Here is a 17,860-nt window from a genome sequence, read left to right on the forward strand (position 1 = left end):
TCGGTCTGCATGTCTGCCAGCTTCTTCTGGATCAGCTGATTGGCCGCCAAAGGACGCCCGAATTGCTGGCGATCCAGGGTGTATTGCCGCGCGGTGTGCCAGCAGAACTCTGCGGCACCCAGCGCGCCCCAGGAGATGCCGTATCGTGCCGAGTTGAGGCAGGTGAACGGCCCCTTCAGACCGCGCACATCGGGAAAGATGTTCTCTTCGGGCACGAACACGTTATCCATGACGATCTCGCCAGTGATCGATGCGCGCAAACCGACCTTGCCGTGTATGGCCGGAGCGCTCAGGCCTGCCCAGCCTTTTTCGAGAACGAAACCGCGAATATCACCGGCATCGTCCTTGGCCCACACCACAAACACATCGGCGATCGGGCTGTTGGTGATCCACATCTTGCTGCCGCTCAAGCGGTAACCACCCTCGACGCTCCGGGCACGGGTGATCATCGCTCCGGGGTCGGACCCATGATCGGGCTCGGTCAGGCCGAAGCAGCCGATCCACTCGCCCGAAGCCAGTTTGGGCAGGTACTTCTCTTTCTGGGCCTGCGTACCGAACTCGTTGATCGGTACCATGACCAGCGAGGACTGCACACTCATCATCGAACGGTAGCCCGAATCAATGCGCTCGACTTCACGCGCGATCAGCCCATAACACACGTAATTCAGGCCGCTGCCGCCGAACTCTTCCGGGATGGTCGCGCCCAGCAGCCCCACCTCGCCCATCTCGCGAAAGATAGCCGGGTCGGTTTTCTCGTGACGGAACGCTTCCAGCACGCGCGGGGCGAGCTTGCTCTGGGCGAACTGCTCGGCCGTGTCGCGGACCATGCGCTCTTCTTCAGTGAGCTGTTGATCCAGCAACAAGGGATCAATCCAGTTAAAGCTTGCCTTACCGCTCATGCCAGTTCCTCGCGTTCAGATGAAATCCTGCAGCGATCCTAGTCCTGGCCTATGCCAGCGACAAACGAGGTTTTATCAAGCACGTGTGCTAATTTCTCACTCCGTGACACATAACTGCGCTCTAAAACAAAAATTTCAGTGAGAAGAAAGTACATGAGACGCAAGATACCCAGCACTACTGCACTGGTCAGCTTCGAGGCAGCCGCCCGTCACGAGAGCTTCACCAAGGCCGCTAATGAGCTCTCCCTCACGCAAGGCGCTGTGTGTCGGCAAATCGGCGGACTGGAAGAGTTTCTCGGCGTTGAGCTGTTCCGGCGTTCGCGCAGGGGCGTAAAGCTTACGGAAGCCGGGCTGTCCTATAGTCGTCGTGTGTCCCAGCAACTGGACGCGGTCGAGCGCGACACACTGTCGGTCATGGGCCAGCAAGGTGCCAACGCCATCGAACTCGCCGTGGTGCCGACCTTCGGCACTCAATGGCTGCTGCCGCGCCTGAAGGACTTCCAGCACAAGCACCCCGACGTCACGGTCCACCTGACCAACCGCACCCGCCCGTTCCTGTTTGCCGACACCGACTTCGACGCCGCCATCTATTTTGGCGATGCCGACTGGTCCGGCACCCAGTCGCATCGGCTGATGGGCGAAAACTCCATGCCGGTCTGCAGCCCCTCTTTCCTTGAAGGTCGCGACAGCCTGACGGCACGCGAGCTGGCCGAACTGCCGCTGCTGCAACAGACCACCCGGCCCTACGCCTGGCGCCAATGGTTCAATGCGCAGGATCTGGATGTCGCGCGCGATATGACCGGCCCGCGCTACGAACTGTTCTCCATGCTGGCGCAGGCGGCCATGCACGACATGGGCGTTGCTCTGATTCCCCCCTTCCTCATTCAACGCGAACTGCAGGAAAAGCGTCTGGTGATCGCAAACCCTCGCTCACTGCCCGGCAGCAAGGCCTATCACCTGATGATTCCGGAGCGCAAAGTGGAATCGGCATCGCTGACTGCGTTTCGTGACTGGCTGGTGGGACAGGCCTGCGCCTATCAGTTGCCCCAGGAAACGCCTGAACCCGCTATCAGGTAGTACATATCTGAAATAACCTACAGATATAACCTTATGTCGCCATGAAGCAACTTCTCGCTGATCACAAAAAAAACCGGCATAACCCTTTATTCATAAGGTCTTTAGGCCTATTCGCCGCTTTGCCCGGTTTTCCGCTAGAAATTTTCTATCACCTGTCTTTTGTGAGGAATAGCGCCACAAGCCTTACAGATAAAGGTCCTCGCCAGATCAGTGCGACAATAGGTCACAGTGTGACTTGTAGTTCATTTATAGTTTCGTTACAGAATGTATTGAAGCCCGCAAACTTCGCCTGCAAAATGCCCCGCCCCTGCTGCAAAGGGGGTGCTGATTGGCCAAGCCAGACGCACCAGCCGTAGTGCACTGGCCTACATACGAACGATAAAAAATCGCGCAGGAGATTTGTCGTGCACATTGGCGTTCCTCTCGAAACACAAGCGGGCGAAACCCGGGTAGCTGCTACCCCGGAAACCATCAAAAAGCTGATCAGCCAGGGTCACCGGGTTACGGTGCAAAGCGGCGCGGGCCTTCATGCCAGCGTTCCGGACAGCGATTACGAGGCTGCCGGCGCAGTGATCGGTGACACCAACGAGACCTATGCGGCCGAACTGATTCTCAAGGTCGTCGCACCTGACGATGAGGCGCTGAGCCTGATCAAGAGTGGCTCGGTCGTCGTCGGCATGCTCAACCCCTTCAACAACGAACTGATCGGCAAAATGGCTGCACGTGGCATTACCGCGTTCGCCCTGGAAGCCGCGCCGCGCACATCCCGGGCGCAAAGCCTTGATGTGCTGTCTTCGCAAGCCAACATTGCGGGCTATAAGGCAGTACTGCTCGCCGCGCATCACTACCCGCGCTTCATGCCCATGCTGATGACCGCCGCCGGTACCGTCAAAGCCGCCCGGGTGCTGATCCTGGGCGCCGGCGTTGCCGGTCTGCAGGCCATTGCCACCGCCAAAAGGCTGGGCGCAGTGGTGGAAGCCTCGGATGTGCGTCCGGCAGTGAAGGAGCAGATCGAGTCGCTGGGCGCGAAATTCATCGATGTGCCCTACGAGACCGACGAAGAGCGTGAATGCGCCGAAGGCGTTGGCGGCTACGCACGCCCCATGCCGGCCAGCTGGATGCAACGCCAGGCCGCCGCTGTGCATGAGCGTGCGAAACTGTCGGACATCGTCATCACCACCGCGCTCATTCCCGGCCGCAAAGCCCCGGTGCTCCTCGGCGCAGAAACCGTGGCGCAGATGAAGCCCGGCTCGGTGGTGATCGACCTGGCCGCTGCACAGGGCGGCAACTGCCCGCTGACCGTTGCCGATCAAGTGGTTGTCGAGCACGGCGTGACGATCGTCGGCCACACCAACCTGCCCGCTCTGGTCGCCGCCGATGCATCGGCGCTCTACGCCCGCAACCTGCTGGACTTCATGAAGCTGCTGTTCGACAAGGACGGCACATTCTCGATCAACCTCGAAGACGACATCGTCGCCGCATGCCTGATGTGCCGCGACGGGCAAGTTGTCCGCAAGAACGGCTGAGGACACACCAATGGAAGAGCTGATTTCCCCCGGCGTCTACAACCTGATCATTTTCGTACTGGCGATTTATGTCGGCTACCACGTGGTCTGGAATGTCACGCCTGCGCTGCACACGCCGCTCATGGCGGTCACCAATGCCATCTCCGCCATCGTCATCGTCGGCGCCATGCTCGCCGCCGCGCTCACGGTCACCCCGCTGGGCAAGACTATGGGCACGCTGGCGGTCGCACTGGCGGCCGTGAACGTGTTTGGCGGGTTTCTGGTCACTCGGCGGATGCTGGAAATGTTCAGGAAAAAGGCCCCCAAGGCAAAGGATGAGGCGCCCAAGTCATGAGCATGAATCTGGTTACCCTGCTGTACCTGGTCGCATCGATCTGCTTCATCCAGGCACTCAAAGGCTTGTCGCACCCGACCACCTCGCGCCGTGGCAACTTGTTCGGCATGCTCGGCATGGGCCTGGCGGTCATCACCACAATCGGTCTGGTGTTCAAGCTCGCGGCGCTGTCTACCGCTGAAGGGACCAGCGCAGGCATCGGCTACATCGTGGTCGGCCTGCTGGTGGGCGGAACCGCCGGCTCGATCATGGCCAAGCGCGTCGAAATGACCAAAATGCCGGAGCTGGTGGCGTTCATGCACAGCATGATCGGCCTGGCGGCAGTGTTCATCGCTATCGCGGCGGTCGTCGAGCCTCAATCACTGGGCATCGTTCGCAATCTGGGCGATGCGATTCCGGCCGGCAACCGTCTGGAGCTGTTCCTCGGGGCCGCCATCGGGGCGATCACCTTCTCGGGTTCGGTCATCGCTTTCGGCAAACTCTCGGGCAAGTACAAATTTCGCCTCTTTCAAGGCGCACCAGTACAGTTTGCCGGCCAGCACACGCTCAATCTGGTCCTTGGCCTGGCCACACTGTTCTTCGGCCTGACCTTCATGTTCACCGGCAGCCTCACTGCCTTTGCAATCATGCTGGCGCTGGCCTTCGTCATCGGTGTGTTGCTGATCATCCCGATTGGCGGGGCCGACATGCCGGTAGTGGTCTCGATGCTCAACAGCTATTCAGGCTGGGCAGCGGCCGGCATCGGCTTTTCGCTGAACAACTCGATGCTGATCATCGCGGGCTCACTGGTGGGCTCCTCGGGCGCGATCCTCTCTTACATCATGTGCAAGGCGATGAACCGCTCGTTCTTCAACGTGATCGGCGGTGGCTTTGGCGGCGCAACGGACTCGGCAGGCCCTGCAGGCGCACGCGAAGCACGCCCGGTGAAATCCGGCTCGGCAGAGGACGCGACCTTTTTGCTGACCAACGCCGACACCGTGATCATCGTGCCCGGCTACGGCCTGGCAGTGGCTCGTGCGCAGCATGCGCTCAAGGAGCTGACCGAGAAGCTCGTCCACCACGGCGTCACCGTGAAGTACGCCATTCACCCGGTGGCCGGACGCATGCCCGGGCACATGAACGTGCTCCTGGCCGAAGCCGAAGTGCCTTACGACCAGGTGTTCGAGATGGACGACATCAACTCCGAATTCGGTCAGGCCGATGTGGTGCTGGTGCTCGGTGCCAACGACGTGGTCAACCCGGCCGCCAAGAACGATCCGAAATCCCCTATCGCCGGGATGCCCATTCTGGAGGCGTTCAAGGCCAAGACCATCATCGTCAACAAACGCTCGATGGCCAGTGGTTACGCAGGCCTGGATAACGAATTGTTCTATCTGGATAAAACCATGATGGTCTTCGGAGACGCCAAAAAGGTGATCGAGGACATGGTGAAGGCCGTCGAAAACGCCTAGCCTGACCCCGTGCCATTGAAGCCCCGGATCGCTTGGCGACCGGGGCTTTTTACATTCCGCGTAACAGTGTTTTGCGCTGGAACCCGCTAATTAGAGCGGTCAAATGCGACCTTGGTAGCAGGACGAAGTTCGACCAAGGCTCTAGACTTGTCGTTCGCTTCTATCTACGAGACAGACCCATGTACCGTGACCGTATCCGCCGGCCCTCCCTGATGAGCAAGGTTATGAGCGCAGCCGACGCTGCCGCCTTGATTGAAGACGGCATGACCGTCGGCATGAGTGGCTTCACCCGTGCAGGCGAAGCCAAGGCCGTACCCCACGCGCTGGCCGAGCGCGCCAAAGTGACGCCGCTGAAAATCAGCCTGATGACCGGCGCCAGTCTGGGCAATGACCTGGACAAGCAACTGACCGAGTCCGGCGTACTGTCCCGGCGCATGCCCTTTCAGGTCGACAGCACGCTGCGCAAGGCGATCAACAATGGCACGGTGATGTTCATCGATCAGCATTTGTCCGACACCGTCGAGCTGCTGCGCAATCGACAGATCAAGGCTGTGGACCTCGCCGTGATCGAATGCGTGGCGATCACCGAAGAGGGCCATCTGGTGCTGAGCACCTCCGTGGGCAACTCGGCCAGCTTCGCCATCCTGGCCAAACAGGTCATCGTGGAAATCAACCTGTCCCAGCCACTGGAGCTGGAAGGCCTGCACGACATCTATATACCCAGCTACAGACCGACACGCCTGCCGATTCCGGTCCTGGAGGCAGATTCGCGCATCGGCAGCCACGCGGTGAAGATCGACCCGGCAAAAATAGTCGGCATTGTCATCAGCAACCAGCCTGACTCGCCCTCCACGGTCACACCACCTGACGCGGACACGCAGGCCATCGCCAATCATCTGGTGGAGTTCTTCATGAAAGAAGTGCGCGAAGACCGGCTGACCGACAAGCTGATGCCATTGCAGGCCGGGATCGGCAACATTGCCAACGCCGTGATGCACGGCCTGCTCGCGTCGCCCTTCACGGACCTGACAATGTACTCCGAGGTGCTGCAGGACTCGACATTTGACCTGTTCGACGCAGGCAAACTGACTTTTGCCTCGGGCAGTTCCATGACCTTGTCGGCGGCCAAGCACGCCGAGGTGTTTGCCGACTTCAATCGTTACAAGTCCAGGCTGGTATTGCGCCCCCAGGAAATCTCCAACCACCCCGAGGTAATCCGTCGCCTTGGCATCATCGGGATCAATACTGCGCTGGAGTTCGACCTGTACGGCAATGTGAACTCCACCCACATCTGCGGTACACGCATGATGAACGGCATTGGCGGTTCCGGAGACTTCTCGCGCAACGCGCACCTGGCGATCTTCGTCACCAAATCGATCGCCAAAGGTGGCGCGATATCCAGCGTTGTGCCCATGGTCAGCCACGTCGACCACACCGAACACGACGTCGACATCCTGGTCACCGAACAGGGCCTGGCGGACCTGCGCGGTCTGGCGCCTCGCGAACGCGCCAGAGTGATCATCGATAACTGCGTGCATCCGGATTATCGCGGCGCGCTGAACGCCTATTTCAATGCCGCTTGCGCCGTGGGCGGGCATACCCCGCACATCCTGCGCGAAGCACTGAGTTGGCACATCAACCTGGAAGAGACCGGACGCATGCTGCCGGCTTGAACAGGACAGTTGCAAGTGAGCAAGCGCTTTCCTGATTCACCCCAGCTGGCACCCAAGGGCTTATCGAAAAACTGTACTGCTGTACCGGTCATAAAAGTGCCTTAAAACACTAAAATCACCACAATCGATCACAAAACGCACTCATACAGTGCAGACCGGTACAGTTGCCCCATTTATGAACAAAACAGTGCCTAATCACAGTTAACTGAACCCTCACAATACAGGTGAACTGTGTCTATGGAAGCTGGACGCGCACGAGGAAAATGGGCACCAGTCAAGCAACTCACTTATCCCGCCACAAGCGGAAGGAAGTCACACCATGGAACGTACAATCAGTTCCGATCTTTTCAGCGAAAGCACCGTTAACACCGCAAAAACTTCTCTGCCTCTGCGCGCGTTCGCCAATCTGATGCTCTGGCAGCGTCGCTTGTCCAGCCGCCACCAGCTGGCCCGTCTGGATGCACGTCTGCTGGCTGACGCCGGTATCAGCGAATCCCAGCGTTACGAAGAGCTGAGCAAGCCGTTCTGGCGCTAAACATGCGCCCGCTGGTCCTTGACCGTCAGGTCTCCTGCCAGCAACCCGAATTGCTTCATACAAGACCCGTCTCAGGCAACTGAGACGGGTTTTGTCATTTCACGGGGCGGATTCAGAGGGGGTGTGCGAAAGCAGTACAGATTGAGTAATCTAAAATTATGGCAGGTACAGTTACCAAATATTGCAAACTGTGTAAGCCGAAGCCGTCGACCTTCATGACAACTGCAGCATCGGTGGGATAGTCTAGCGCTCTACCTCAGCCCTTCGGCTTCGCAGGCAGTCTGTGCCCACTTGTCCAAAACGGAATTCGATCATGTCTCTGCTACGTAACCTTGGCGCTGTCTTTCTGTTGACCGCCGCAGCCGGTGCAAACGCCTCCAGCTTCATTGTCACCACCGACGCAGTGGTCGATGCCGTCAATGCAGCGACGCGCGCGACCTCCAACGTTTCTTCTTCTCTGAAAGACGACAAGATCGTTCTTGCCGCCCGTGACGATGCCGCCAGCTTCGTGGCCAGCTCCGGCGACATCCGCAGCGCTCGCCTTGAAGGCGCGTTGCAGCACATCCGCCAGGTTTTGCCTGAACTGCAAGCCAGCGATAGCCAACTGGCTCAGGCCATTCTGGCCATCTGACCGCTGCGCCCCGGCTACGTGCCGGGGTAGCTCTGGCCCGCGCATTGCGCTAGCCTTGGAGCCTGTTTTGCCGGTTCGTGAAAGTCATGCGTCTAGTGCACCTTCTGTATATCGCTCCCTTTGCCAGCCTGATGTACGTCAGTCAGGTTCAAGCGTTCGATACGACCACGCAAGGCCTGGTCAAGACCGGCTATGCCACCAGTCAGGTCTCGACAGGACCGTTCGATAACAAACTGATCATGGCTGCCCGTGACGATGCTGCTGCATTCATCGCCAGCGGCGGAGAAATGCGTGGCGCCCGGCTTGAGTCAGCGCTGCATGCCCTGCGTCAGGCAGATGCAAAACTTCATGCCAGCGACCTTGAACTGGCGCAGGCAATCCTCGTCCAATAGCCACTTTCCCCTCTTCGCGTAACTGGAGACGTCACTACATGCGTACCCCGCTGATTGCTGCTTCCCTTGGCCTGCTATTGCTGGCCGATTTTGCCCAGGCCCAGACTGTTGTGGCTACGAGCAACATCATCGTTCGTGCGTTCGGCCGTACCATCGATTTCACTTCCGACACCACCACATCGATCCGCGACTCCAAGGTCGTTCTCCAGGCCAAGGACGATGCTGCCAGTTACGTTGCCACCGGTGGTGATATCCACGGAGCCCAACTGGATGCTGCTTTCGACACGCTGCGTACCCGCGTACCGGAAGCGCGCGGTGCAAGCGATCAGACCCTGGCTGAAGCAATCCTCGCATTGTGAGGCGGTTTCGCGCCTGGCTGCTTGCTGGCGCGCTGTCGCTGGTCGGTACGCATGCCTTTGCCAGCCTGAAGCTGGAACTGCACACCGACGGCCTCGATGCGCCGCAACAGCAAGCCAGCCAGGCGCTGCTCGACGAAGCCCTGCACGCACTACCGCCCAGCTTCGTCGAAGCACTGGACCGCACCGTCGAGGTGAACTGGTCCGCTGACATGCCGCAGAACGCCTACGGTCAGGCTGCAGGTCCCTATCAGCTGTACCTCAACAGCCACCTGCTGGCCTCGTTGACGGACGGCTCGGCAGCCACGGCCCAGACGGGCCGGCCACATGGTACGGTGCGTCGTGAGTTGCTTGCCACTGTCCTGCATGAGCTGACCCACGTCTACGACCGCGCCCGCCTGTGGTCGCCCAGCGAGCGAGCGGCGATTTTTCGCTGTACCTCACGCAGCAGTTCGCTGGGCAAGGTCGGCCTGCCTGACAACTGCCGCGGCCAGACCGAGCGACGCTTCACCCTGAGTGACGATCCACGCCTGCTGGACCTGGCGGGCTGGCAGCAATATGTCGGACGTCGCGGCGACCGCGAGGAACATAACGGCCAGGTCGCCCGCAGCCCGGACATCTACGAAACCACCAGCCCGCTGGAATTCGTGGCGGTGAACATGGAGTACTTCCTCCTCGACCCGGCCTACGCCTGCCGTCGCCCTGCCCTGTATGCGTATTACAAGGAGCGTTTCGGCTGGGCACCTGCAGCCCATAACGAATGCCCGAAGTTTTACCCCTACCTGAACGCCGGCAGCGACTTCGGCCGAGAGCCATTGGGCAAGCTGGACCCGGAGCGGGTCTATGCGGTGGATTATCTGCTGGCCGAAGCGAACCAGAACTGGGCAAGCCGCTGGGGCCACAGCATGTTGCGCCTGGTGATCTGCAAACCCGGCCGCCCGCGTGGTCCGGATTGCCGACTGGACCTCGATCAGCACCTGGTGCTGTCGTACCGGGCGTTTGTTGGCGACGTACAGCTGTCCAGCTGGGACGGCCTGATGGGTGCCTACCCGTCGCGCCTGTTCGTTCTGCCACTGGCGCAGGTCATCGATGAATACACCAAGACCGAACTGCGCAGCCTGGCGTCGGTACCAATCAAGCTGTCGCGTCCGGAAATAGAAGGGCTGGTGCAGCACGCCGCCGAGATGCACTGGAGTTACGACGGCAACTATTACTTCCTCTCGAACAACTGCGCCGTAGAAAATCTCAAACTGCTGCGCGCCGGTACGCACAACCCCAAGCTCGTCGGCCTGGACAGCATTTTGCCTAACGGTTTGCTTGAAGTCCTCGAAGGCCGTGGGCTGGCTGACACCAGCGTACTGGACGATCCCAAGGAGGCGCTGCGTCTGGGCTATCGGTTCGACTCCTACCGCGACCGCTATCAGGCGATGTTCGAAGTGCTGAAGAAGCACCTGCCGATCAAACAGAACACCGTGGAAGACTGGATGGCGCTACCCGCCAGTGAGCGCAGCCAGTGGTTCGGCAAAGCCGATCTGCGCACCAGCGCTGCGATTCTGCTGCTGGAGCAGGCCAGCCTGCGCAGGCAACTGTTGTTGGCTCAGGACGAAGTGAAACAGAGCTACCTGGGTGCGCGGGAATTGAAAGACGGCAAAGTCTCCAACGCCACCAAAACGCTGCAGGAAATCCTCGCCAGCAGCGGGTTCCTCAGCCGGCCTGCCGAGCTGCTGGGCAGCGACGGGTACGGTTTGCCACAGGCGGGTGAATGGCAGCGTCTTGAAGCAGAAAGCAGTCAGCGCCAGAAACAGCTCAAGCGCCTGACCGGCGATCTCGACAAGGAAGTGCGAGCCCTGCTGGAGCCTGAGCGTGCCAAAGAGATTGCCGCCAACGAAGCCAATCTTAAACAGGTGTCGGAGCACCTCAGGGCGTTGCACAAGGCTGCAGGCGGGCTGCAGTTGCCGTGATCAGGCCGTTTTCTTTCTCGGTTTGAGATATTTGACCAGGCCCTGGAACCAGATCACCAGGGCCGGGTTGCCCTTGATCTGAATATCCTTGTCCTGAATGCCCTTCATGAACGCCAGCTGCTTGTTCTTCGCCTGAAGGGTATCAAAACCAAAGGCTGCATCACGAAACACGATGGCAAAGGCCGGCTCTGCAACCGTGCCACTTGCACTGCGGATCCGCTGATCGTTGACCACGAAGTGACGCGCAACCTTGCCATCGGCGGTCTGCAGCTGAAAGGTCAGGTCTTTGCCAGCCAATTGCTGCTGGAACGCCGGGTTGTTACGACTGGCGCGGGCCATCAGCAGGCCCAGCATCCACAAAAGAAAACGAAATTTCATACACGGCCTCTGAACACGCGGTTTCCGACTCGGAATCAGCGTGGCAGTGTAGCGTGTTATCGGCGCAAAACCTGTAGGACAAGAAAGGATTTCGAGGGAGATCGGCACAAAACAGTTACCGAACAGAGGATGCTGCTCCGCGTGGGAAGCAGCATCACACTGACATCAACGAATGCTGCTGATGCTGCCTTTGTTACCCGTGACCTTTACATCGACCTTCTTGAAGATGAAGTAGTCTTTGACGCTGACTTCGTAGCGCGGCGCGACGATCAGATCGGCACCGGAGGATTTAACCGCCTTGAAGGCGGCTGCCGCTTTGGTCGTCGAGACAGGATCAGGCAACGCCAGACCCAGGCCGCCACCGCCACTTGCGCCACCGTAGGTCACGCCGTCGGCGAACTGATTATCGCCGCCGAAGCTCAGGAAATTGAACAGCACGTTGGTGGACGACTCGCCGCTGATGGTGCCGCCAACCTTGACGTCAGCTTTCAGGTCGGTTTTGACCGTGCCTTCCAGCGGCGCGCTTGGCTGGCTGACGTTGTAGCTCACACAACCGCTGGTCGTGGCGATCAGAGCCGCAACAGCAGCAAACTTCCATGGCTTTTTCATTCTGGATTTCCCAAGAGTAATTGAAGGGGTGCAGCAGGGGCGGCACTCTAAGGCAATCAACAGCAAGAAAAAGTCAGGCAAAGCTGGGGCTTTGGAAGGCAATTACACGGAATGGAGTAGGACAATTCTCACAGGAAGCGAGAGGCAGCATCGGCGTCATGCGACAGAAACGAAAAACGGGCACCCAATCCGATTGGTGTGCCCGCCTGTAGGTTGTGCGTCTCGCGCCGAGGCGCACAACAGGGTGTCAAGGATTGACGCTGTCTTTCAGGGCTTTCCCCGGTTTGAAGGCGACCGTGTTGCTTGCCTTGATTTTAACCGGCTCCCCGGTCTGTGGGTTCTTGCCAGTGCGGGCGCCACGGTGGCGTTGCAGAAAAGTACCGAAACCTACCAGCGTGACACTGTCCTTGCGGTTCAGTGCGCCAGTAATCTCTTCAAGGATGGCATTGAGAACGCGATTGGATTGTTCTTTGGTGAGATCCGCCTTTTCAGCGATGGCGGCTGCAACTTCTGGTTTACGCATATGAAGCCTCTTTTACGGTTTTTTGTTTTTATGTCCCGCGCCGCTTTTGTAAAAAACGGCAACAAGGCGCCGCGACAGCTCTACGTAGCGGCAGACGAGGTCGAGAATGGCATGCCGAACTGACCCGCGCCAGTGCATGAATGCGGTTTATTGGCAGAAATGCAGGGTCAATCCGACAAAATGACGTGAAATCACGCCAATAACGCAGGTAGCACCTTGTTGAGTGCGAGTTTTTCCATAACCGCAGCGCCGGTCAGGGCATAGCCCAGCAGATGGCCGTCAGCGTCATGACACAGCGCCTTGATATCAGCGCCCTGCCCTTCGACGCTCCAGTGGCCATCGCTGCCACGCGGCGGCGGCGAAACCACCAGCGGGCAGGCGGGCGTCTTCACGGTGATCGGCATGGGCCCGTATTTGACGGAAGTCGGGTTTCCGGCCAGCGTCTGGGCCAACGCACGAGCGCAGCTCATCAATGGCATCACGTAGAGCAGGTTCAGGCCATCGACTTCAGCGCAATCACCCAGCGCGTGGATGTTGGCGTGGGAGGTTTGCAACAGGCGGTCGACCAGAATGCCGCGCCCGGTCTGCAAGCCGGCAGCAGCGGCCAGCTCAATGCGAGGACGCAGGCCGATGGCTGACACCACCAGATCGCAGTCCATCACCTGCCCGTCCGACAAGTGCGCTTGCAGGCCCTCACCATTGCGGTTCAGGCGGGTCAGCACCGGCCCCAGATGGAAACGTGCGCCCAGGCTTTCCAGACCGGACTTCACCGCAGCCGCGGCCTCAGGGGGCAACAGGGTCGGCATGACCTGTTCGCACGGTGCAACCAGATCCACTTCATAGCCGCCCAGGATCAGATCGTTGGCGAACTCACAGCCAATGAGCCCTGCGCCGAGAATCAACACCCGACGCTTGCCCGCCGCAGCCGCGCGGAAACGAGCGTAATCCTGAAGATCGTTGATCGGGAAAATCGCGTCGCCTGCATCGCCTTCCACCGGTACACGAATGGTTTCGGCGCCCCAGGCCAGCACCAGATCACGGTAATACACCGCCTCTTCGCCGATCCACAGGCGTTTGTGGCCAGGATCAATGCCGCTGATCCGCGTATGCGTGCGGACCTCGGCCTTTAGCTGATCGGCCATGGCGCCGGCTTCAGCCATGCTCAGGCCGTCGGCTTCCTTGTTTTTGCCAAAGCCGGTAGAGAGCATCGGCTTGGAGTAGGAACGGCCATCGTCGGCCGTAATCAATAGCAGCGGCGTGTCAGCGTCCAGCTTGCGAAACTCTCGAGCGAGGTTATACCCCGCAAGGCCGGTGCCGATGATGACGACAGGTGCGCTCATTGTTCTTCCCTATTTCACTGTGCCTGGTGCCCGTTGTTGCCAGCTCTTGTTTGCGGGCAGCGATCAACCGATTTCGATCATTTCAAAGTCCATCTTGCCCACGCCGCAATCCGGGCACATCCAGTCTTCCGGCACATCCTGCCAAAGGGTGCCGGGCGCAATTCCGTCATCCGGCCAGCCATCGGCTTCGTTATAAATCAGGCCGCAGACGATGCATTGCCACTTCTTCATGTCAGGTTCTCTCGTTTATCAGGCTCAATAGCGTACGACGGTCAGTTGCCGTCTTCTGAAGGGCGTTGTACTGATCGGCAGGCGCGGATGCAAGTCTGATCTATGACCCGACGTTCTGCCGACCGTCGGTCGAGGCCGGCAATCATGCTAAGCTCGCGGCCTCGTTGGCTGCCGGAACTGGCTTACCGTGACCCAGCAATCCCCCGCATTCATTGGCCCTGCCTGGCTCGGGCGCGAGCAATTGATCGACGCGCCGGACCCGGTAATGCTCGACTGGTTGTTCAATAAGGAGTCCCTTACTCGTCGGTTGGACCGTTTGTCTGACGGTCGTTTCAGCGTATTTCCGCAGTTTGAAGGCTGGCAGCCCTTGCGCCCTGACGAGTGCCTGGCGCTGGGCCTGCCAGAGGCTGGCGAAGGCTGGGTGCGCGAGGTGTACCTGCGCGGTAACGGCAACAACTGGGTGTTCGCGCGCAGTGTCGCCGCCCGCAGCGCGCTGCTGGATGGCGGCCTGAATATGGATGAGTTGGGCACTCGGTCGCTGGGTGAATTGCTCTTCAGCGATCCGGCGTTCGTGCGCGGCACGCTTGAAGTGTGTCATTACCCCGAGGCCTGGCTGCCCGCTGCCGACGCAGCGCGCGAGCTGTGGGCCCGCCGCTCGCGATTCGATCGAGGCGCATTGAGCGTGCTGGTCGCCGAAGTTTTCCTGCCCGCCCTGTGCACTGCGATCCACGACAAGGACCACGTCTGATGTACCTGTCCCTCCTCAAATCCCTCAATCGTCTGAGCCCACGCGCCTGGGACTTCATCCAGCTGACACGCATCGACAAACCCATCGGCGTCTACCTGTTGCTGTGGCCGACCCTGTGGGCGGTCTGGATTGCAGGCAAGGGCGCGCCGTCGCTGCAGACCGTGTTCATTTTTGTGCTCGGCGTCTTTCTGATGCGGGCGGCAGGCTGTGTAATCAATGACTTCGCCGATCGCAAGGTGGACGGCCACGTCAAACGCACCGAGCAGCGTCCGCTGGTCAGCGGCAAAGTCAGCTCCCGGGAAGCGCTGGTGCTGTTTGCGCTGCTGGTCGGCCTGAGCTTTGTGCTGGTGCTGTTTACCAACGCGGCGACCATCTGGCTGTCGGTCGGCGGTCTCGCCCTGGCAGCCAGCTATCCGTTCATGAAGCGCTACACCTATTACCCGCAAGTGGTGCTGGGTGCTGCGTTCTCGTGGGGCATGCCGATGGCCTTCACTGCCGAAACCGGCGAGCTGCCCGCTGCAGCCTGGTTGCTGTACATCGCCAACTTGCTGTGGACTGTGGGCTACGACACCTACTACGCCATGGTCGATCGCGATGACGACCTGAAAATCGGCGTGAAATCCACGGCCGTCCTGTTCGGCGATGCCGACCGGGTCATCATCCTGACCCTGCAGGGGCTGGCGCTGGGCTGTCTGATGCTGGCCGGTGCGCGCTTCGAACTGGGCGCGTGCTTCTACATCGGCCTGCTGGCAGCGGCGGGCTGCTTCGCTTGGGAATTCTGGAGTACCCGTGAGCGCGAGCGAGACGCCTGCTTCAAGGCCTTTCTGCACAATCACTGGGCCGGACTGGCGATATTCCTGGGCATCGTCGCTGACTACGCGGTGCGCTGAGTACAGCCACCGCCAGCCTGCGCACGACTGAAATAAATTCCGGATCGCGAGGCTTGCGGGCCCCCGCGACCTGTCAGCGTGCTAGCCTCATTCAGACCTGTCACACGACTGCAATAATTCCGTTATCTAATGCGCTCCAAGACAGTTAAATGACAAGAGGTTCGAGCATGGCTGGCAGGAGCATCCTGATCGTTGACGACGAAGCGCCAATTCGCGAAATGATCGCCGTTGCGTTGGAAATGGCTGGATACGACTGTATTGAAGCCGAAAACTCTCAGCAGGCCCACGCGATCATCGTGGACCGCAAGCCTGACCTGATTCTGCTCGACTGGATGCTGCCTGGCACGTCCGGCATCGAACTGGCCCGGCGCCTCAAGCGTGACGAACTGACCGGGGACATCCCGATCATCATGCTCACCGCCAAGGGCGAAGAGGACAACAAGATCCAGGGCCTGGAAGTGGGCGCCGACGATTACATCACCAAGCCTTTCTCGCCGCGCGAGCTGGTGGCACGCCTCAAGGCCGTGCTGCGTCGCGCTGGCCCGACTGACGGCGAAGCGCCCATCGAAGTCGGCGGCCTGCTGCTCGACCCGATCAGCCACCGGGTCACCATCGACGGCAAACCCGCCGAAATGGGCCCGACCGAATACCGTCTGCTGCAGTTCTTCATGACCCACCAGGAGCGCGCCTACACACGCGGTCAGTTGCTGGATCAAGTGTGGGGCGGCAACGTCTACGTCGAAGAACGCACCGTCGATGTTCACATCCGCCGCCTGCGCAAGGCTTTGGGGGATGCCTATGAAAATCTGGTACAAACCGTGCGCGGCACGGGCTATCGTTTCTCGACCAAGAGCTGAAAACCGCTGCGTCGACGCAGGGCAATGGCCAGTGCAGACCAGACAAGGATTTACCCCTAATTGAATCAAAATTGGCATGGCACTCTGATACGCCACATGTTGTTGCTGGTCACCGCCTGCCTGTTGGTCGGCCTGATCAGTGGGCAGTATGCCTGGAGCCTGGCCGCCGGGCTGGGACTGTACCTGGCCTGGACCCTCAAGCAGCTGTTACGCCTGCACGACTGGCTGAGCAGCCACAAGGCCGACGAGCCGCCTCCGGACGGTTACGGTCTGTGGGGCGAAGTCTTCGACAGCATCTACCACCTGCAGCGCCGGGACCAACGCGTTCGTGGTCGCCTTCAAGCCGTTATTGATCGCGTGCAGGAGTCCACCGCCGCGCTGCGTGATGCCGTGATCATGCTCGACAGCGACGGCAACCTGGAGTGGTGGAACCGTGCCGCTGAAACCCTGCTGGGTCTGAAGACGCCGCAAGACAGCGGGCAGCCCGTGACCAATCTGGTGCGGCATCCACGCTTCAAGGAATACTTTGCGCTGGGCGACTACAGCGAGCCGCTGGAAATCCCGTCGCCGACCAACGATCGCCTGCGCATTCAGTTGCTGATCACCCGTTATGGCAACAATGAGCATCTGATGCTGGTGCGCGACGTGACGCGCATTCATCAGCTGGAGCAGATGCGCAAAGACTTCGTCGCCAACGTGTCTCACGAGCTGCGCACGCCGCTCACGGTGATCTTCGGCTACCTGGAAACGCTGCTCGATAACGTGGACGAGGTCAATCCACGCTGGGTCCGTGCGCTGCAACAGATGCATCAGCAAGGCGGGCGCATGCAGACGCTGCTCAATGACCTGCTGTTGCTGGCCAAGCTCGAGGCCACCGATTACCCCTCGGACAACCACCCGGTGATCGTCAATTCCCTGCTCAAGACCATCACCGCCGATGCCAACGCGCTGTCGGGCAGCAAAAACCAGCAGATCCACCTCAGCCTGGAAAGCAACATGCGCCTCAAGGGCAGCGAAAGCGAGCTGCGCAGCGCGTTTTCCAACCTGATCTTCAATGCCGTCAAATACACCCCGGCCGAGGGCGTGATCCGTGTTCGCTGGTGGGCCGACGAACGGGGCGCGCACCTGAGCGTGCAGGATTCGGGGATCGGCATCGAGACCAAACACCTGCCGCGCCTGACCGAGCGCTTCTACCGGGTCGATACCAGCCGCGCCTCCAATACCGGCGGTACAGGGCTCGGGCTGGCCATCGTCAAACACGTGCTGCTGCGCCATCGCGGCAATCTCGAGATCAACAGTGTTCTTGGCAAGGGCAGTGTTTTTACCTGTCACTTTGCCAGCGGTCAGTTGTCCAAACCCGCGAGCGACGATTCAGACTACTAGGCAATCCTGCTTCGAGCCGCTACATTGCCGGGTTCATAGCGTCTTCTCTGGCGTGACACGACCCTC

The 17,860-nt window shown here is 59.9% G+C and carries 20 protein-coding genes (1 of these 20 running past the window's edge); 14 read left to right on the forward strand and 6 right to left on the reverse strand.

From position 1 onward, the window contains the following. Positions 1-899 carry the 5' portion of an acyl-CoA dehydrogenase gene (locus tag JOE39_RS19020; RefSeq protein WP_003340378.1) on the reverse strand. 283 nt of this gene lie to the left of the window's left edge, so only the first 899 of its 1,182 coding nucleotides appear in the window; the start codon lies at positions 897-899; its stop codon lies off the left edge, out of view. A gap of 153 nt (positions 900-1,052) precedes the next feature. Between JOE39_RS19020 and JOE39_RS19025 the strand changes: the two genes are divergently transcribed. The 10 genes from JOE39_RS19025 (at position 1,053) to JOE39_RS19070 (ending at position 10,835) form a co-directional block, all read left to right on the forward strand. Further along, positions 1,053-1,976 (forward strand): LysR family transcriptional regulator, encoded by a 924-nt coding sequence (locus JOE39_RS19025; RefSeq protein ID WP_004403167.1) that lies wholly within the window; start codon positions 1,053-1,055, stop codon positions 1,974-1,976. A gap of 404 nt (positions 1,977-2,380) precedes the next feature. Next, positions 2,381-3,502: a Re/Si-specific NAD(P)(+) transhydrogenase subunit alpha gene (locus tag JOE39_RS19030; RefSeq protein ID WP_057444940.1), complete on the forward strand. Its 1,122-nt coding sequence runs from the start codon at positions 2,381-2,383 to the stop codon at positions 3,500-3,502. Between the two features lie 10 nt (positions 3,503-3,512). Continuing rightward, entirely contained in the window at positions 3,513-3,836 is a 324-nt protein-coding gene (locus tag JOE39_RS19035) for an NAD(P) transhydrogenase subunit alpha (RefSeq protein WP_002555867.1), read from the forward strand. Continuing rightward, positions 3,833-5,287: an NAD(P)(+) transhydrogenase (Re/Si-specific) subunit beta gene (locus JOE39_RS19040; protein WP_210078451.1), complete on the forward strand. Its 1,455-nt coding sequence runs from the start codon at positions 3,833-3,835 to the stop codon at positions 5,285-5,287. The genes JOE39_RS19035 and JOE39_RS19040 overlap by 4 nt, the downstream gene beginning before the upstream one ends. 179 nt (positions 5,288-5,466) lie before the next feature. Then, entirely contained in the window at positions 5,467-6,960 is a 1,494-nt protein-coding gene (locus JOE39_RS19045) for an acetyl-CoA hydrolase/transferase family protein (RefSeq protein ID WP_057444942.1), read from the forward strand. Between the two features lie 319 nt (positions 6,961-7,279). Continuing rightward, positions 7,280-7,495, forward strand: a complete 216-nt coding sequence (locus JOE39_RS19050; RefSeq protein ID WP_003340365.1) for a DUF1127 domain-containing protein — start codon at positions 7,280-7,282, stop codon at positions 7,493-7,495. Positions 7,496-7,808: 313 nt separating this feature from the next. After that, positions 7,809-8,126 (forward strand): DUF2388 domain-containing protein, encoded by a 318-nt coding sequence (locus JOE39_RS19055; RefSeq protein WP_003340363.1) that lies wholly within the window; start codon positions 7,809-7,811, stop codon positions 8,124-8,126. Positions 8,127-8,212: 86 nt separating this feature from the next. After that, positions 8,213-8,518 (forward strand): DUF2388 domain-containing protein, encoded by a 306-nt coding sequence (locus tag JOE39_RS19060; protein WP_003401226.1) that lies wholly within the window; start codon positions 8,213-8,215, stop codon positions 8,516-8,518. 38 nt (positions 8,519-8,556) lie between these two features. Next, the gene (locus tag JOE39_RS19065) at positions 8,557-8,877 is read left to right on the forward strand and encodes a DUF2388 domain-containing protein (RefSeq protein WP_003316115.1); all 321 of its coding nucleotides are present in this window, start codon (positions 8,557-8,559) and stop codon (positions 8,875-8,877) included. Continuing rightward, positions 8,874-10,835: a DUF4105 domain-containing protein gene (locus JOE39_RS19070; protein ID WP_024665739.1), complete on the forward strand. Its 1,962-nt coding sequence runs from the start codon at positions 8,874-8,876 to the stop codon at positions 10,833-10,835. Before JOE39_RS19065 ends, JOE39_RS19070 begins: the two co-directional genes overlap by 4 nt. Here JOE39_RS19070 and JOE39_RS19075 read toward each other — a convergent pair whose 3' ends face one another. The 5 genes from JOE39_RS19075 to JOE39_RS19095 form a co-directional block, all read right to left on the reverse strand. After that, on the reverse strand, positions 10,836-11,213 hold the full coding sequence (locus JOE39_RS19075; RefSeq protein WP_003421390.1) for a hypothetical protein: 378 nt from the start codon (positions 11,211-11,213) through the stop codon (positions 10,836-10,838). A gap of 165 nt (positions 11,214-11,378) precedes the next feature. Continuing rightward, positions 11,379-11,822, reverse strand: a complete 444-nt coding sequence (locus JOE39_RS19080; RefSeq protein WP_003316111.1) for a hypothetical protein — start codon at positions 11,820-11,822, stop codon at positions 11,379-11,381. A 247-nt stretch (positions 11,823-12,069) separates the two neighbouring features. Beyond that, positions 12,070-12,345, reverse strand: a complete 276-nt coding sequence (locus JOE39_RS19085; protein ID WP_003316110.1) for an HU family DNA-binding protein — start codon at positions 12,343-12,345, stop codon at positions 12,070-12,072. Positions 12,346-12,536: 191 nt separating this feature from the next. Next, a complete protein-coding gene (locus tag JOE39_RS19090; protein WP_016569328.1) occupies positions 12,537-13,685 on the reverse strand; it encodes an FAD-dependent oxidoreductase in 1,149 nt (382 codons plus the stop codon). A gap of 63 nt (positions 13,686-13,748) precedes the next feature. Continuing rightward, positions 13,749-13,916 (reverse strand): rubredoxin, encoded by a 168-nt coding sequence (locus JOE39_RS19095; protein WP_003316106.1) that lies wholly within the window; start codon positions 13,914-13,916, stop codon positions 13,749-13,751. 187 nt (positions 13,917-14,103) lie between these two features. Here JOE39_RS19095 and JOE39_RS19100 point away from each other — a divergent pair, with 187 nt between their 5' ends. The 4 genes from JOE39_RS19100 (at position 14,104) to phoR (ending at position 17,794) form a co-directional block, all read left to right on the forward strand. Then, complete coding sequence (locus tag JOE39_RS19100) at positions 14,104-14,664, forward strand: chorismate lyase (protein ID WP_122220477.1); 561 nt, start codon at positions 14,104-14,106, stop codon at positions 14,662-14,664. Then, a complete protein-coding gene (gene ubiA / locus JOE39_RS19105) occupies positions 14,664-15,554 on the forward strand; it encodes a 4-hydroxybenzoate octaprenyltransferase (RefSeq protein ID WP_122220476.1) in 891 nt (296 codons plus the stop codon). The genes JOE39_RS19100 and ubiA overlap by 1 nt, the downstream gene beginning before the upstream one ends. Positions 15,555-15,721: 167 nt before the next feature. Next, positions 15,722-16,411 carry a phosphate regulon transcriptional regulator PhoB gene (phoB, locus tag JOE39_RS19110; RefSeq protein ID WP_002555882.1) on the forward strand — a complete coding sequence of 230 codons (690 nt, stop codon included), beginning with the start codon at positions 15,722-15,724 and terminating at the stop codon, positions 16,409-16,411. 96 nt (positions 16,412-16,507) lie between these two features. Next, a complete protein-coding gene (gene phoR, locus JOE39_RS19115) occupies positions 16,508-17,794 on the forward strand; it encodes a phosphate regulon sensor histidine kinase PhoR (protein WP_003316098.1) in 1,287 nt (428 codons plus the stop codon). Positions 17,795-17,860 lie beyond the last annotated feature (66 nt).

Origin of the sequence: Pseudomonas sp. PvP100 (genome assembly GCF_017833055.1) — a bacterium.
GTDB classification, from domain to species: Bacteria; Pseudomonadota; Gammaproteobacteria; order Pseudomonadales; family Pseudomonadaceae; genus Aquipseudomonas; species Aquipseudomonas syringae.

Bases quoted from the DNA above. Each gene is read 5' to 3' on its own strand.
- JOE39_RS19025 (WP_004403167.1), top strand. From the start codon at position 1,053: ATGAGACGCAAGATACCCAGCACTACTGCACTGGTCAGCTTCGAGGCA.
- JOE39_RS19035 (WP_002555867.1), top strand. From the start codon at position 3,513: ATGGAAGAGCTGATTTCCCCCGGCGTCTACAACCTGATCATTTTCGTA.
- JOE39_RS19040 (WP_210078451.1), top strand. From the start codon at position 3,833: ATGAGCATGAATCTGGTTACCCTGCTGTACCTGGTCGCATCGATCTGC.
- JOE39_RS19045 (WP_057444942.1), top strand. From the start codon at position 5,467: ATGTACCGTGACCGTATCCGCCGGCCCTCCCTGATGAGCAAGGTTATG.
- JOE39_RS19050 (WP_003340365.1), top strand. From the start codon at position 7,280: ATGGAACGTACAATCAGTTCCGATCTTTTCAGCGAAAGCACCGTTAAC.
- JOE39_RS19055 (WP_003340363.1), top strand. From the start codon at position 7,809: ATGTCTCTGCTACGTAACCTTGGCGCTGTCTTTCTGTTGACCGCCGCA.
- JOE39_RS19060 (WP_003401226.1), top strand. From the start codon at position 8,213: ATGCGTCTAGTGCACCTTCTGTATATCGCTCCCTTTGCCAGCCTGATG.
- JOE39_RS19065 (WP_003316115.1), top strand. From the start codon at position 8,557: ATGCGTACCCCGCTGATTGCTGCTTCCCTTGGCCTGCTATTGCTGGCC.
- JOE39_RS19075 (WP_003421390.1), bottom strand. From the start codon at position 11,213: ATGAAATTTCGTTTTCTTTTGTGGATGCTGGGCCTGCTGATGGCCCGC.
- JOE39_RS19080 (WP_003316111.1), bottom strand. From the start codon at position 11,822: ATGAAAAAGCCATGGAAGTTTGCTGCTGTTGCGGCTCTGATCGCCACG.
- JOE39_RS19085 (WP_003316110.1), bottom strand. From the start codon at position 12,345: ATGCGTAAACCAGAAGTTGCAGCCGCCATCGCTGAAAAGGCGGATCTC.
- JOE39_RS19090 (WP_016569328.1), bottom strand. From the start codon at position 13,685: ATGAGCGCACCTGTCGTCATCATCGGCACCGGCCTTGCGGGGTATAAC.
- JOE39_RS19095 (WP_003316106.1), bottom strand. From the start codon at position 13,916: ATGAAGAAGTGGCAATGCATCGTCTGCGGCCTGATTTATAACGAAGCC.
- ubiA (WP_122220476.1), top strand. From the start codon at position 14,664: ATGTACCTGTCCCTCCTCAAATCCCTCAATCGTCTGAGCCCACGCGCC.
- phoB (WP_002555882.1), top strand. From the start codon at position 15,722: ATGGCTGGCAGGAGCATCCTGATCGTTGACGACGAAGCGCCAATTCGC.
- phoR (WP_003316098.1), top strand. From the start codon at position 16,508: ATGTTGTTGCTGGTCACCGCCTGCCTGTTGGTCGGCCTGATCAGTGGG.